Genomic DNA, 15,217 nt, shown 5'->3' on the forward strand with positions numbered 1-15,217 from the left:
CCAGGGTTGGCCGCAGCCGGGCATGGTTCCGCAGCCGATCGGCCAGGCGCCGACGGGCGGTGGCTGGGGGATGCCGCAGGGCAAACCGAGGACCAGCACACCCGTCGGCGTCGTCGCCGGGCTGCTCGCGCTGGTCGCCGCCGGCCTACTGGTGTGGTTCGCGGTCCTCAACATCTCCTACGCCCAAGGGGACTTCGCGTCGTCGGGCATGGCATGGCTGAATGTGGTCCAGGCGTTCGTCTCCGCCGCCCTGCTGGGGTGGCTTGGGGTGTACATGTTCACCCGCATCGCAGGCGTCGCCTGGATTCTGGCCGCCCTCTGCGTGCTGCTCGCGGTGCTGACCGTCGCCTTCCAGCCGCTGCGGGGCGCGGTGAGCTTCAGCGCCCAGTTCGACTTCGTGTTCGGCTTCCACAAGACGAACGGTGTGGCGATCGGCCTCGCCACCATCCTTGAGCTGCTGACCGCGATCGTCGCCGTCGTCGCGGGGGCCACCAACCGGTCGAGATGAACGGGACAGGGTCAAGGCCTGCGCACGCATCGCGGGGACCAGCACGGGTAGCGCGGCCAGCAGCGCGATCCCGCGCAGCACACCAGCGACGGGATAGGGCGCGCGCAGCCCGAACCCGTGTGCGAGCAGCCCGCCGGTGAGCGCGCCGAGCGGAATGAGCCCCCAGCCGAGCATCTTGTAGACGCTGGTGACGCGGCCGAGCAGGGACGGCGGCACGAGCTGCTGCCGGACGCTGACGGTCACGATGTTCCACAGCGTGGTGGCGAATCCGTTCACCGCGAGGAATGCGCCGAGCGCGACCGCGTTCGGGCTCAGTCCGATGCCGACGAACGCGACGACATTGGTGGCCAGCGCGGTCAGCAATGCTGGGAGCGCGCCGATCCTGCCGACGACGCGGGCGTTCACCAGGCCGCCGATGACGCTGCCGAGCGCGGCCCCGGTGAGCAGCAGGCCGTAGCCGCGAGTGTCGAGTCGCAGTTCCTGGGTGGCGAGCAGCACCAGCGTCACGTTGGCGAGTTGGCCGCAGAAGGTGTTGACACCGAGCAGGACCGCCAGCGTCCGCAGCAACCGGTGCCGGCCAAGCCAGCGCAGTCCGTCGACGACGGCGACGCGCCCCCGCACCTGCGCGTCGCGCCGGGGCGACCGCCGGGGCAGCGTCGCCAGCAGGACGGCGGACAGGACGAACGAGGCGGCGTCCACCCCGAACGGCAGTGCCGCCGCGAGCGCGAACAGCACACCGCCGGCGGGCGGTCCCGCGAACTGCTGGCCAACGACGGTGATCGTCTGTTGGTTGCCGTTCGCCCTGTGCAGCAAGGGCTTCGACACGAGGTCCGGCAGGGTCGCCTGGGCGGCGTTGCCGAACACGACGTCGCACGCGCCGAGACCGAAGGCCACGACGGCGAGCGCCGGGATGCCGACCGCGCCGATCGCCGCCATGGCCGCGAGCGCGCCGACGATCACCGCCTGGATCGCCTGCGACCGCCACATGAGGGCGACCCGGTCGTGCCGGTCGACGAGCGATCCAGTCGGCAGCGACAGCAGCAGCCAGGGCAGGTACGCCGCGGTCGAGACGAGCGAGACGAGCCGGGGGTCGCGGGTGATCGTGACAGCCAGCAGCGGCACCGCCGCCGTGAACACGCCGTTGCCGACACTGTCGATCCCGGTGGCGCACCACAACCGCCAGTAGGCCGGGGAAAGGCGCGGCGCGGCCGCGGTCTGCGTCATGCCGGAATCGTGGCGAGCCGGAGTGCCAGTCGGACACTGTTTAGCTCGGTGCTACATACTTGGCCGCGGTGACCCTGACGATCGAACTGGGCGTGGCGGAGTTGGCGGCGACCCGCTTCGCGATCTCGCCGCTGTCGGAAACGGTGGCCTGCCTCCAGCAGGTGGCAGGCCGCGACCGGCACGCGGTCAACCTGCCGTGGCTGCGGTGGGCGCAGGACGAACTCGGCCGCGAACCGCTCGATCTCGCGCGGACCTGGCCGCTGATCGTGAACGACCGGCGCAGCTGGCCGGAGTTCCTCGTCCCCGCTCCGCGCGACCAGGGGGCGTCCATCGAGGACGATCTGGCCGCGGTGCTGCGGACCACCGCGCGTCAGGTGCGGGCCAGTCTCCGCCGCGTGTTCGGCGACGACCTCCCGGACGCCGCCGCTGCGCTCGCCGCGCGTCCGGCGGCGGGCCTGCGCGCGATCGTCGCGGAACTGCGGGCGGCGCACGACCGTCTCGTCGCGCCGCACTGGCCGAGGATCCGAGCGGTTCTCGACGCGGACGTCGCGCACCGCGCCAGGCAGCTGGCCGCCGGTGGCGCCGAGAGGTTGTTCGCCGACCTGCATCCGGACCTGCGCTGGAGCGAGGGCTGGCTCAGGCTGGCCGGAGAACGCTGGCGACCCGAGCGCGTGGTGAATCGCGGTCCTGGCGGCCTTGTCCTCATCCCGGTCGTCCTCGGCCCCTCGCACGTGCTGATCAAGAAGAGCACGTCGACGCAGACCACCGTGCGGTATCCGGCGCGCGGCACTGGTGCACTGTGGACGGCGGGGACGCGGCCGCCGTCGGGCAGCGCGGTCCGGCTGCTCGGCCGGCCGCGAGCCGAACTGCTCCAGGCGCTGTGTTCGCCCGCGACCACCACCGACCTGGCCCGTGCGCTCGGCGTCACCCCGAGCGCCGTGTCCCAGCACCTCGGCGTCCTGCGCGACAGCGGGCTGGTCGCGCGCGAGCGCGCCGGACGCCACGTCCTGTACCTGACGACCGCCCTCGGCGCTGCCCTGCTCCGCCGGTCATGACTGTCCTGGTGAGCGCGCGGTCGATCGTGATCGCTACGACTTTCCCTAGATCCTTTTTGCACGTCCCGGTGGACGGTTGACCGGTAGATAGAGTCTGTGCTGCCTGTGCGCGGGAGCGACACAGCGATTGCCGACCCCAAGGGGGCAGCACCAACGGGGATCACGCGGAGAGGGACGGGTAGCGACCATGCCAGCCAGGGGCAGCCGGGGACCACGGCCGAGCGGTCACGTTCCCCCTCCGCCGGTGTCGCCACACAGGCCGCCACCGCCACAACACGCCCCAGCGCCGCACCCTCCGTCGCCGCCGTCAAGGTTCGGCGCGCAGCCAAGCCCGCATGGCCACGCGCCGGGTGGCGCGCGCCCGCAGGGACACGCACAGGGCGGACCGGGGCCGCAGGGCCACGTGCCGGGCGGCCGGGGGCCGCAGGGGCACGCGTCGGGTGGCGGAACGGGGTCGCCGGGCGGGGTGTCCTCGATCGGCCGCGCCGCCGCGTCGTCGATGACCGGGATCGGCCGGTCCGCGTCCCAGGCGCACGGCCTGACGACGAGCCTTGGCAAGTCGTTCACGCGCCCCGGTTCCGCAAAGCCCGGCGGTGCGGCCAGCCCGAAACACGTCTCGCCCCCGTCGCCGCGCTCGCCGGTCCCGCCGCACTCGACGACCACGTCCCCGTCCACGACGCCCGGCCCGACCAAGCCGTCCTCGTCGCCGCACGAGCCGTCGGGCGGCGCGCCGAAGCCGGTCGCCGACCCGCACTCGACGTCGTTTCCCGGACCGCAGGACCAGCAAAAGCTCCATCAGCAGCAGGCGGCCGGGCACCAGGCCGAGGCGGACAAGCAGCAGAAGCTGCGCGACGACCACAAGAACGCCGCCGCGCTCGAAGCGGAGAAGCAGAAGCAGGCCAAGGCCGAGATGGACTCGGCGCGAAAGCGCTTCGAGGACAACAAGAACGCGGCCGCGCTCGAGGTGGAGAAGCAGAAGAAGGCCAGGGCCGAGATGGACTTGGCGGAGAAGCACCACAACGACCACAGCAACGCCGCTGCGGCCGAGGTGGAGAAGCAGAAGAAGGCCAGGGCCGAGATGGACCTGGCGGAGAAGCACCACAACGACCACAGCAACGCCGCCGCGGCCGAGGTGGCGAAACAGAACAAGGCCAGGGCCGAGATGGACGCGGCGCGGCAACACTTCAACAACCACAATGCGGAACTCGGCAAGCTCGGTCCGCACCAGCAGGCCGCCGCCGCGCATCACCAGGCCGAGATGGCGAAGGCCGACCAGCACTACCGGCACAACGAGCAGCTCGGCAACCAGTCCGTCCAGCAGCAACAGCAGCATCAGGCTGAGATGGACAAGGCCAAGCAGCACTACCAGAACCACGAGCACCTCGGCAATCAGTCCGTCCAGCAGCAACAGCAACACCAGGCCGAGATGGACAAGGCCAAGCAGCACCACCAGGACCACGACAAGCTGGGTCAGCAGTCCGTCCAGCAGCAGAAGCTGCACGAGGACGCCATGGCTGCGGCCGACAAGCACTACCAGGACCACGACAAGCTGAGTCAGCAGGCCGCCCAGCAGCAGCAACATCACCTGACCGAGGCGGACACGGCGCAGAAGCTGCACGACCAGCATCAGGCCGCGGCCCAACACCACGCGCAGCAACAGGTCGAGCAACACAACTTCCAGCAGGCGGTCGACAGCTACTACAAGTCGGGTGTGCCCACGCACGTCCCGCTGGTGCACCAGGGCGGCTCCGCCATCGGCGCGGGTTTCGCCGACGACCGGGCCACGATCTCCCAGCAGTTCGCGCACAAGGCCAACCCGAGCGAGATCTACGGCATGACGCATGCCAGCCCCGACCACTTCTATCCCGACACGATGGTCGGCGGCAAGATCGTGCAACAGACGATGACCGGTCAGCAGTACGCACAGCTGTTCGCCAGCAACCCCGTCGTGCACAACGCGTTGACGAGCAATCCGAACAGCCACGTGGTGGCCATCTCGTGCCAGGCAGGCGCGGGGAAGGCCTTGCCGGACTTCGCCAACGCCCTGCACAGCATGGGATACACGAATCCGGTCCGGGGCTACACGCCGATCGTGCACGCCAATCCCGATGGTTCGGTCAGCGTGAGTGATGACGGCGTGAAGACGCGTCCGCCGCTGCCGCACGAAGTGATTACCATCCAGCCACCGAAGCCCTGAGGCTCGGACCGAACCGCGGCGACACCACCATGGAGACTCCCTTGGCCGATGACCAGGCCCAGCCCCCGGCCGAGCAGCAGAACTGGATGATGTTCATCGACCCGGCGTGGGATCCCGCGCGGGACGGGACGCCGCCCCCGGAGGCCGTGCTCGGCGGTTGGTTGCTCGACCAGGACGGCGCCCCCGGCCTGTTCCACCCCAACGCCGAGTACCGGCCGCTGCACCCCGACTCGCCGACGGATCCGATCGACGCCTCGCTGCGGCAGGTCCTCGCGGGACAGCAGTCGGCCGACCTGTTGCTCACGGCGTTGCGCGGGTCCTACCTCGAGATCGCGCTCGGCGAGGACGACCGGCCGATCGTGACGCCGGCCCCCGACCTGGTGCACTGCGTGCTCGTGGTGACCGCCGCAGTGCACAAGGACAAGGTCATCCCGGACCGGTGGCGACAGGTCGGGCTGGCGGAACTGGTCGCGCTGCTGCCCGAGGGCGTCGACGTGTTGATCAACCCAGGCGCGCCCGCGTCGATGCGGCTGCTGGCCAGCGTGCTACGGGAGGCTGTCGCCGCGCCCTGAGTAGTCGTGGAAGCCGCGCCCGCTCTTCCGGCCGAGCCGGCCGGCGCGGACCAGGTCGCGCAGCTGCCGGCACGGCTCGAACACCGCGTCGCCGGTGCACTCGCGCAGCACCAGGAGCGTGTCAAGGACGGTGTCCAGCCCGATCAGGTCGGCCGTGCGCAGCGGCCCCATCGGATGGCCGAGGCACGTCTCGAAGACCTCGTCCACCGTGTCGGCGTCCGCGGTGCCGGCCCCGGCCACCTCGGCGGCCTGGTTGACCGCCAGCATCAGCACCCGGTTCGACACGAATCCCGGCGCGTCGCCGACGACGATGGCCCGCTTGCCCATGCCGGCCAACAACCGCACGGTCCGGTCCAGGGTGTCGTCGCTGGTCGCCTCGGCGCGGACCACCTCGACGGCGGGCTTGAGCGGCGCCGGGTTCATGAAGTGCGTGCCGATCACGCGATCCGGCCGGCCGGTGAAGCCGCCGAGCAGGCCGATCGGGATCGCCGAGGTGCACGACGCGAACACCGTCGCCCGCGGGCACACCCGGTCCAGTGCCCGGTAGGCCGCCTCCTTGACCGGCAGCCGTTCGAGCACGCACTCCACCACGAACTCGGCCTCGGCCAACGCGGCAGGGTCCTCGGCCCACCGCACCCTGGCGAGCACCGTGCCGGGGGCGTGCCGCGCGCCGGGGCCGCCGAGCAGCGCGTGCAGCCGCAGCCCGTCCCGCAGCCGCGTCGGAGCGCTGGCGCGCGCCCCGTCGTCCGGATCGACCGCGACCACGTCGTGCCCGGCGCCGGCCAGGCACTGCGCGACGCCGATACCCATCACGCCGACACCGAGCACACCGACTCTCACGGGTGTCTCCGATCGACGACGCGGACGTGACCTGGCGGCGACACCGAAGGCCGGTCCTCGGGCAGCGCGAGCAGCACCTGCTCCTCGGTCCGCTCGATCGGCTCGAACCCGGCGAACCTCAGCGTCACCATCATGATCCGGTTCACCGGGGTCGGCACGAACCGCGCGACCGGCCTGCGGCCGCGCGCCAGGGCGTCGCCGACGATGTGGTGCAGCAGGGCGGCGCCGACGCCCCGCGACAGCACCCGGCAGGACATCAGCAGCAGCTCCAGCACGGTGTCGCGGCCCGAGTGCGCCACCACGGCGACGCCGATCGTGCCGTAGGACCCGAATCGGTCGGTGAGACCGGCCACCAGGACCTCGTGGTCGTCGGCCGCGCACAGCGCCCGCAGCGCGGCGAGGTCGAAGGTCCGGCCGGTCGTGTTCAGCTGGTGGGTGCGCAGGGTTAGCTCGTGCACGCGGGCGAGGTCGTCCTCGGTGGCGCGGTCCAGCGTCATGGCGAGGTCGAGCGAGGCGAGGAACTGCGCGGACGAGCCGGCGAACTCGTGCCCGGCGCGGACCCTGCGCTGCTCGGCGCGGTAGTAGTACCGACGGTTCGCCGACTCCTCGGTGACGTGCGCCGGCTGGAACTCGCGGAGCGCGTGGAGCCCGCCGACCTGGTCGGCCCGGTAGCGGCGCACCATCGGCAGGACCGAGGCGACCTCGGCCAGTTCCGCGGCGTCGTTGTCGACGAACGCGATGGTGTCCAGGCCGAGGTTCAGCTCGGCGCCGATGCGCCGGATGGCGTCGGACTTCGCGCCCCAGCCGATCTCCAGCGCGCAGAACAGGCCGGCGAGGTCGTGCTCGGCCAGGTGCGCCGCCGCGGTCGCGTGGTCGCCCCGGCTGGCCACCGCGTGCAGGATGCCCCTGCGGTCCAGCGTTCGCAGGGTGCGCACGGCGGCCGGGAACGGGCCCGGCCGGTCGCCCTCCAGGACGACGCCGTCCCACAGCGTGTCGTCCAGGTCCCAGACCAGGCACTTGACGGTGCTCGCGGGGGCCGGGGTCACCGGGACCGCCCCGGACGGCGCAGCGCGTACTCGCCGAGCCGCAGTTCGGCGGGCTCGTCGGCGCCCTCGATGATCCGCATGACCTTGGCGTCGCGGAAGAACCGGCCGACGGTGCTGTCCTGCGCGCAGCCCGCCGCGCCGTGCAGCTGGACGGCGTGCTCGCTGAGGGCGCTCGCGGCGCGCGCCGCCGCGTACTTGGCCAGCACGGTCTCCGCGATCGCGTCGGCGTCGGCCCGCGCGCGCAGTTCGGCGGCGTGCTCGCACAGCCTGCGTGCCGCGCTCGCCTCGACCAGGTCGCGGCCGAGCAGCGCGCGGACCGTCTCGTGTTCGGCCAGTCGTACCCCGCCCTGGCTGCGTCGCCCGACGTGCGCGGCCGCCAGGTCAAGGCACGCCTCGGCGAGGCCGACACAGCCCCAGGCGACGGTGAACCGGCCGTGGTCGAGCGCCGTCGCGACGACGTGCGACAGGCCGAAGCCGGGAGCGCCGACGAGATTCTCCTGCGGCACAACGACATCGTCGAACCGGAGGTTGGCGAGGTGCGCGGCGCGCATGCCGAGCTGCCCGCCGATCGGCTCGACGGTGACGCCCGCGCGGTCGGCCTCGACGAGCACGGCGACCGGTTTCCCGTCGAGCGCCGCGAGCACCAGGTAGACGTCCGCGACCGCGCCGAAGGTGACCCACAGCTTGCGGCCGCGCACCCGCAGCCCGCCCACCGTCGGCGTCGCCGAGGTGGTCGCGGCGGACAGGTCGGTGCCCGCGCCAGGCTCGGTCGCGGCGAACGCGGCCCGCCGCGCGCCGCTGGCCAGCGCCGGCAACCAACGCGCCCGCTGCTCCCGATCGCCCCAGCGCAGCACGGCCGCGGCCACCATGCCCTGCACCGTGACCAGTCCGCGCAGGGCGCTGCACGCCCCTCCGAACGCCGCGCACAGCTCGCCGAGCTCGGCGGGAGACCGACCGAGGCCGCCGTGCTCTGCAGGCACGTCCACGGCGAGGAAGCCGGCCCCGGCCACGGCGTCGAGCACGTCGGTCGGGATCGCGCCGCGCCGGTCCCAGCCGCCGGCCTCCTCCCGCGCGGACCGCGCGAAGGCGACGGCGTCGGCCAGGGCGGTCGATGCCGTCATGTCACGACCCTCCGGAGGTTTCGGACAGTTTGTGTCGGACAAATCGGGCTATGCGGTTCATTGTCCGAAAATTGTCGAGATCGAGGTCCTCGACCTCGACGGTGAGTCCGAAGGTCCGCTCGACGTGCGTCACCAGTTCCAGCGCGAACAGCGAGTTCACCAGGCCGAGCGCGAAGTAGTCGTCGTCGGGGTGCGGAACGCCCTCGCCGACCGCGCTCGAGAAAAATGTGCGGATTTCGTCAACGACCTCGTCGACAGCCGTCTCCGACCGCGTCGAGCGTTGGTTGACCATGCGACCTCCCTGCCGCCTCCCGGACCGAAGGTAACACGGCGAATATATGCGCAATATGTGCCGGGCGGAGCAACGGTATTCAGCCGACCGACCGGTAACTCCATTGTGGACGATCGGTTTCCCGTGGGAATCCCGTCAGCCGTTCGGTGGCTTGTCCGGCCCGTTGACATGCTGTGACGATGGCCATCTCGCACTGGTCGCCGGTTCGCCGATGTCGAAGATCGAGACACCGTGGGCCAGCTAGTCGAAACGGTCAGATGACGTACGAAGCGCCGCCGACGCAGTCGGCCACCGAACCGTACCCATTGTCTTCCGCCCAGCGTCGCCTGTGGTTTCTGGAACAACTCAGGCCAGGTGGTTCCGAATACAACACCAGCATTGGATACCGGCTGCACGGGCCGCTGGACGTCGGCGCGCTGCGTGCCGCGCTGAATGGCCTCGTGATCCGACACGAATCGTTGCGCACAACATTCCGAAACGTCGACGGCTCGGGCGTGCGGGTGGTGAATCCGCCCTTCGAGGTGCCGCTGCGATTACGCGAGGCGGCGCCGGGGGAGGAGACCGACGCGGCCCTGCTCGACGAGGTGACCAGGCCTTTCGACCTGCGCGAAGGGCCGCTGGTGCGGGCGTTGCTGCTGCGGCACGACCGGGCCGAGCACCTCCTCGTGCTCGCCATGCACCACCTCGTCACCGACGGCTGGTCGATGGGGGTGCTGACCGTCGAGCTCGGCAAGCTGTACTCGGCGGCCGCGCGCGGCCGGCCCGCGACGCTCCCGCCCGTGTCGTACCCGGACCCGTCGGCCCGGCCCGCGCAGCCGGACCTGGACGCGCAGATCGCCTACTGGCAACGACAACTCGCCGGCGTGACCCCGCTGGAGCTCCCGACCGACCGGCCCCGCCCAGCCGAGCGCTCCTCGGCCGGCGCGATCCACCGGTCCACGATCCCCGCCCCGCTGACCGCCCGCGTCGCCGCGCTGGCCAGATCCATGGCCACGACCCTGTTCACGACGCTGGCCGCCGCCACCCAAGTGCTGCTCGCCAGGCACAGCGGTCAACGCGACATCGCCATCGGCGCGGTGACCTCCGGCCGCGACCGGGACGACCTGGAGAACCTGGTGGGGTTCTTCGTGAACACCATCGTCGTGCGCGCCGAAGTGGACGGGTCGGCGAGTTTCGCGGAGTTCCTCGGGCGGGTCCGCAGCACCGTCGTCGACGCGATGGCCAACGACCAGGTGCCCTTCGACCGGTTGGTGGAGCTGACCCAGCCGGAGCGGGACGCCAGCCGCCCGCCGCTGGTGCAGGCGATGGTCGTGCTCCAGAACACTCCCGCGCCGCTGCCCGACCTGGTCGGCGTCGAGTGCGCCGACCTCGAGTTGCCGAGGGCGGCGGCGTTGTTCGAGCTGAGCTTCGAGTTCCGGCTCGCGGACGGCGAACTGCGCACCACCATCGAGTACAGCACCGACCTGTTCGACGCGGCCACGATCGCGCGACTGGCCGAGCAGCTGGCCGTGCTGCTGGCCGGCATCGTCGCCGATCCAGGGTGCGCGCTGGCCCGGCTGCCGGTGCTGCCGCCCGCCGAGCGTCGGCTCGTGCTGACCGAGTGGAACGACACCGGGACGGCGGAACCCGGCTGCCTGCACGAGCTGTTCGCGCGGCGCGCGCTGGAGCGGCCCGACGCCGTCGCGGTCACTGTTGAGGGCGCCGGACTCACCTACCGGGAGCTGGACATCCGCGCGAACCGGCTCGCGCACGCGCTGGCCGCCAGGGGAGTGCGCCCCGACACGCTCGTCGGGCTGTTCCTGCCGCGCGGCGCCGACGCGATCGTCGCCATGCTCGGGATCCTCAAGGCGGGCGGCGCGTACGTGCCGCTGGACCCGGCCTACCCGGCGGACCGGATCGCGTTGCTGGTCAACGACTCCGGGCTGCGGCTCGTGGTCGCCGACGCGGCGGCGCGCGACCGGCTGCCGCCTGGTGTCGAGGCCGTCGGCGCGGACGAGGGGGCGCTCGCCGGCTACCCCGGGCACGCTCCTGAGGTCGCGGTCGCGCCGGACAACCTCGCCTACCTCATGTACACCTCCGGCTCCGGCGGACGCCCCAAGGGCGTGCTGGTCGTGCACGGCGCGGTGGCCAGGCTGTGCGCCGACGAGCACGTCCGGTTCGCGCCGGCCGACGTGCTGACGCAGTACGGGACGCTGTCGTTCGACTCGTCCACGTTCGAGATCTGGGGCGCGCTGCTGTCCGGCGCGCGGCTCGCGGTCTGCTCGGAGACACCGACCGCGACCGGGCTCGCCGCCGACGGCGTCACCACGTTGTGGCTGACCGCCGGCATGTTCCACGAGATCGCCGGCGTCGACCTCGAACTGTTCGGCGGGGTCCGGCGGCTGCTGTCGGGCGGCGACGTGCTGTCGCCGCAACACTGCGGGCGGGTGGTCCGCCGGTTTCCCGGCCTGGCGCTGACCAACTGCTACGGGCCGACCGAGGGCACCGCCTTCACCACCTGCCACGACATCCGCGAGGCGGACACGCTCGGCGCGTCCGTGCCGATCGGCCGGCCGATCATCGGCACCCGCTGCTATGTCCTCGACACCGACCTGAACCCCGTCCCGATCGGCGCGCCCGGCGAGCTGTACATCGGCGGGGACGGCCTGGCGCGCGGCTACCTCAATGACGCGGGCCTGACCGCGGAGCGGTTCGTCGCCGACCCGTTCGGCGTGGGCACCCGGCTGTACCGGTCCGGCGACGTGGTGCGCTGGTCGGCCGACGGCGTGCTGCACTTCCTCGGCCGCGTCGACAACCAGGTCAAGATCCGGGGCTTCCGGGTCGAGGTCGGCGAGATCGAGGCCGCGCTGCTGCGGCATCCCCGCGTGGAGTCCGCCGTGGTGTTGGCGCGCGAGGACATCCGCGACCACAAGCGGCTCGTCGGCTACGTCGTGCCGCGCGGCGAGGTCGATCCCGGCGAGCTGCGCGCGTTCCTCGAGTCGACGCTGCCGGCCTACCTGGTGCCCAACGCGTTCGTCGTGGTGGACCGGATGCCGTTGACGAACAACGGAAAGATCGACCGAGCGGCGCTGCCCCGCCCGGAGACGCCGGCCGACCGCTCCTACCTCGCGCCCCGCACCGAGCACGAGGAGATCCTGGCCCAGGTGTGGGCGGAGGTGCTCGGCCTGGAATGGGTCGGCGTGCACGACAACTTCTTCGACCTCGGCGGCGACTCCATCCTGAGCATCCAGCTGGTGGCCAGGGCGCGACAGCGCGGGCTGACGGTGACCTCCAAACAGGTCTTCCTGCGACAGACCGTCGCCGGGCTGGCCGCGTCCGCGACCCGGTGCGGCCCCGGCGCGGCGCCGGACCGGGCCCCGGTGTCGGGGCCGGTGCCGCTGACGCCGATCCAGCGCTGGTTCTTCGACACCGTCGGGGACCGGCCGGAGCACTTCAACCAGTGGATCGCGCTCGACCTCGTCGCCGACGTCGACCCCGACGCGGTGCGCGCGGCCGTGAGGGCCCTGGTCCGCCAGCACGACGCGCTGCGGCTGCGGTTCGAGCGCAGGGACGGCGACTGGCACCAGGACGGCGCGGCCGAGGCGGACACCGCCGGCTGCTTCCGCCGTGTGGCCCCGGCCGACGCGGATCCCGTCGGCCGCGCGGCGCTGTTCGACCGGGTCGTCGCCGAGACCCAGGCCGGGCTGCGGCTGGACACCGGTCCGTTGCTGGCGGCCGTGTTCGGCGAACTCGACGCAGGGCCCCGGTTGGTGCTGATCGCGCATCACCTTGTGGTGGACGGGATCTCCTGGCGGATCCTGGTCGAGGACCTGGCCACCGCGTACCGCCAGGCGGTCGCCGGCGAGGACGTCGACCTCGGGCCGAGGACGACCTCGTTCCAGGACTGGTCGCGGCGGCTGTGCGAGCACGTCGCCTCGGGCGCCCTCGACGACCAGCTCCCGTACTGGGCCGAGGCGGCGGACGGGCCCACCGAGGGCGCGGGCGGGCCGCCCCGAACGATCACCGCGCGGCTGCCGGCCGAGCCGACGGCCGCGCTGCTGCGGGACGTGCCGGCCGCCTACCGCACCCAGATCAACGACGTGCTGCTCGGCGCGGTGGCGCGGGTCTGCGCCGACTGGACGGGCCGCGACCGGGTGGCGTTCGACCTGGAGGGCCACGGCAGGGAGGAGCTGTTCGACGACGTCGACCTGTCCCGCACGGTCGGCTGGTTCACCACGCTGTTCCCCTGTGCGCTCACGGTGCCGCGCGGCGGTTGGGGCACGGTGCTGAAGGCGGTGAAGGAACAACTCCGCGCGGTGCCGACCAGGGGACTGGGCCACGGCGCGCTGCGCTACCTCGGCGGCCATCACCTCGGCACGCGCGAGGCGTTGCTGCGCTTCAACTATCTCGGCCGCTTCGACGAGTTCGCGGCCGACGGCCTGTGCCGGTCCGCGCCGACCCCGATCCGGCTCGACCGCGCCGACCCGGCGAACGGTTCGGCGCGGCTGGACGTCACCGCCAGTGTCACCGCCGACGGCGAACTCGCGGTCGACTGGACCTTCTCGCCTGACGTGCACGAGGAATCGGTGGTGCGCGGGCTCGCCGAGCGGACCCTGTCGGCGCTCGCCGAGATCATCCGGCACTGCGCCGAACCTGGCTCGGGCGGCTGCACGCCGTCGGACTTCCCGCTCGTCGCGCTCGGCCAGGCCGACCTGGACCTGCTCTGCGGCAACGGACACGACGTGGCCGACGTGTATCCGCTGACCCCGATGCAGGGCGGCATGCTCTTCCACAGCCTGTCCGCGCCGGGGGTGTACTTCGAGCAGCTCTGCTTCACTCTCACCGACGTCGCCGACCTCGACGCGCTGGCCCGGTCGTGGCAGGGGGTCGTCGACACCACGCCCGCGCTGCGCGCGGCGGTGGTCTGGGAGGGGCTGCCCGAACCCGTCCAGGTCGTGCGCCGCCGCGCGAGGCTGCCGATCTCCCGGCACGACTGGCGCGGCCTGTCGCAGGACCGACAGGACGAGGAGCTGCGCCGCCTGCTCGCCGAGGATCGCGCCGCCGGCCTCGACCTCGGCTCGGCGCCGCTGCTGCGGCTGGCGATCGCCCGGCTGGACGGGGCGCGGGTGCGGCTGGTGTGGTCGTTCCACCACATCCTGCTGGACGGCTGGAGCACGTTCCAGGTGCTGTCCGACACGATCGCCGGCGTGCGCGGCGGGCCGATCCCCAGTGCCCGCAGGCCGTTCCGCGACCACCTGGCCTGGCTGTCCGAACAGGATGGTGCCGCGACGGAGGAGCATTGGCGTGCCGTGCTCGCCGACTTCCGCGCGCCGACCGCGCTGCCGTACGACCGACCGCCCGGCGCGGCACACCGGGCCTGCTCGACGGCCGCGGTGACCGGCGAGCTCAGCGTCGCCGACTCGGCGCTGCTGACCGCGTTCGCGAAACGCAACCGGCTCACGGTGAACGCGATCGTCCAGGGCATGTGGGCGCTGCTGCTGGCCAAGCACAGCGGGGAGCGCGACGTGTGCTTCGGCGCGGTGGTCTCCGGCCGGCCCGCCGACCTCGTCGGCGTGGACACCATCGTCGGGATGTTCATCAACACCGTGCCGGTGCGGGTGGACGTCGGCACCGCAGGCGACCTGGTCGCCTGGTTGCGCGGGCTCCAGGACGCGCAGGTGGAGTCCCGCAGGTTCGAGCACGTGTCCCTGGCCGCGCTGCGCAGGTGGAGCGGCCTGCCAGCGGGCTCGAACCTGTTCGACAGCGTCATCGTGTTCGAGAACTACCCCGTCGACCGGGACGCGCTCACCGCCGACGGCATCCAGCTGGAGAAGGTGACGGCCGTCGAGATCACCAACTATCCGCTCAACCTCGTCGCCGCGGGGGGTTCGCGGCACACCGACCGGCTGTCCTACCTTGTCGGCTACGACCCCGAGTTGTTCGACCGGGCGACCGCCGAGGCCATCGCCACCGGGTTCCGTGACCTGGTGGCGGCCCTGGCCCGCGACTCCGTGCGCCCGGTCGCCCCGAGCAGGCCGCGACCCCGGCGGCCGGTCGTCGCCCCGATCCCCGACGAGCAACCCTATGTCGCGCCAAGGAACCGGACCGAACAGGCGGTGGCCAGGATCTGGGCCGACGTGCTCGCGGTCGACCGGGTCGGCGCCAACGACAACTTCTTCGCGCTCGGCGGGGACTCGATCCTGAGCATCCGGGTCGCCGCGAGGCTGCGCGCCGAGTTCGGTGCGACGCTGCCGCCGAGGGTCCTGTTCGACAACCCGACGGTCGGCGCGCTGGCGATGATGTTCGAGCATCCGACGATCGAGGCCATGGCCCGCCTCGTCGACCTCGGGACAGAGCCAGCGCACGACTACGAACTGTGAGGC

Annotated in this window: 9 protein-coding genes; 4 read left to right on the top strand and 5 right to left on the bottom strand. The window is 72.2% G+C overall.

The features are described 5' to 3' along the window. Positions 1–145 precede the first annotated feature (145 nt). Positions 146–1,732, bottom strand: a complete 1,587-nt coding sequence (locus F0L68_RS02035; RefSeq protein WP_149847648.1) for an MFS transporter — start codon at positions 1,730–1,732, stop codon at positions 146–148. A gap of 68 nt (positions 1,733–1,800) precedes the next feature. Between F0L68_RS02035 and F0L68_RS02040 the strand changes: the two genes are divergently transcribed. The 3 genes from F0L68_RS02040 (at position 1,801) to F0L68_RS02050 (ending at position 5,556) form a co-directional block, all read left to right on the top strand. Next, the gene (locus F0L68_RS02040) at positions 1,801–2,787 is read left to right on the top strand and encodes an ArsR/SmtB family transcription factor (protein WP_223198415.1); all 987 of its coding nucleotides are present in this window, start codon (positions 1,801–1,803) and stop codon (positions 2,785–2,787) included. Positions 2,788–3,253: 466 nt separating this feature from the next. Further along, positions 3,254–4,984 (top strand): cell envelope integrity TolA family protein, encoded by a 1,731-nt coding sequence (locus F0L68_RS02045; RefSeq protein ID WP_149847649.1) that lies wholly within the window; start codon positions 3,254–3,256, stop codon positions 4,982–4,984. A 41-nt stretch (positions 4,985–5,025) separates the two neighbouring features. Next, positions 5,026–5,556, top strand: coding sequence for a type VII secretion system-associated protein (locus tag F0L68_RS02050; protein ID WP_188316341.1), 531 nt, complete (start codon positions 5,026–5,028; stop codon positions 5,554–5,556). Here F0L68_RS02050 and F0L68_RS02055 read toward each other — a convergent pair. Genes F0L68_RS02055 through F0L68_RS02070 form a run of 4 tightly spaced genes read right to left on the bottom strand, consistent with a single transcriptional unit; the run spans position 5,530 to position 8,855 of the window. Beyond that, positions 5,530–6,396, bottom strand: a complete 867-nt coding sequence (locus F0L68_RS02055; RefSeq protein ID WP_149847651.1) for a 3-hydroxyacyl-CoA dehydrogenase family protein — start codon at positions 6,394–6,396, stop codon at positions 5,530–5,532. The two genes, F0L68_RS02050 and F0L68_RS02055, sit on opposite strands and share 27 nt — an antisense overlap. Beyond that, on the bottom strand, positions 6,393–7,442 hold the full coding sequence (locus F0L68_RS02060) for an HAD-IIIC family phosphatase (RefSeq protein WP_149847652.1): 1,050 nt from the start codon (positions 7,440–7,442) through the stop codon (positions 6,393–6,395). The genes F0L68_RS02055 and F0L68_RS02060 overlap by 4 nt, the downstream gene beginning before the upstream one ends. Then, complete coding sequence (locus F0L68_RS02065) at positions 7,439–8,563, bottom strand: acyl-CoA dehydrogenase family protein (RefSeq protein WP_149847653.1); 1,125 nt, start codon at positions 8,561–8,563, stop codon at positions 7,439–7,441. The genes F0L68_RS02060 and F0L68_RS02065 overlap by 4 nt, the downstream gene beginning before the upstream one ends. A 1-nt stretch (position 8,564) precedes the next feature. Next, positions 8,565–8,855: an acyl carrier protein gene (locus F0L68_RS02070; protein ID WP_149847654.1), complete on the bottom strand. Its 291-nt coding sequence runs from the start codon at positions 8,853–8,855 to the stop codon at positions 8,565–8,567. A 257-nt stretch (positions 8,856–9,112) separates the two neighbouring features. Here F0L68_RS02070 and F0L68_RS02075 point away from each other — a divergent pair, with 257 nt between their 5' ends. After that, the gene (locus tag F0L68_RS02075; protein WP_223198416.1) at positions 9,113–15,214 is read left to right on the top strand and encodes a non-ribosomal peptide synthetase; all 6,102 of its coding nucleotides are present in this window, start codon (positions 9,113–9,115) and stop codon (positions 15,212–15,214) included. Positions 15,215–15,217 lie beyond the last annotated feature (3 nt).

Source organism: Solihabitans fulvus (genome assembly GCF_008386585.1).
GTDB classification, from domain to species: Bacteria; Actinomycetota; Actinomycetes; order Mycobacteriales; family Pseudonocardiaceae; genus Solihabitans; species Solihabitans fulvus.

Bases quoted from the DNA above. Each gene is read 5' to 3' on its own strand.
- F0L68_RS02035 (WP_149847648.1), bottom strand. From the start codon at position 1,732: ATGACGCAGACCGCGGCCGCGCCGCGCCTTTCCCCGGCCTACTGGCGG.
- F0L68_RS02065 (WP_149847653.1), bottom strand. From the start codon at position 8,563: ATGACGGCATCGACCGCCCTGGCCGACGCCGTCGCCTTCGCGCGGTCC.
- F0L68_RS02070 (WP_149847654.1), bottom strand. From the start codon at position 8,855: ATGGTCAACCAACGCTCGACGCGGTCGGAGACGGCTGTCGACGAGGTC.
- F0L68_RS02075 (WP_223198416.1), top strand. From the start codon at position 9,113: ATGACGTACGAAGCGCCGCCGACGCAGTCGGCCACCGAACCGTACCCA.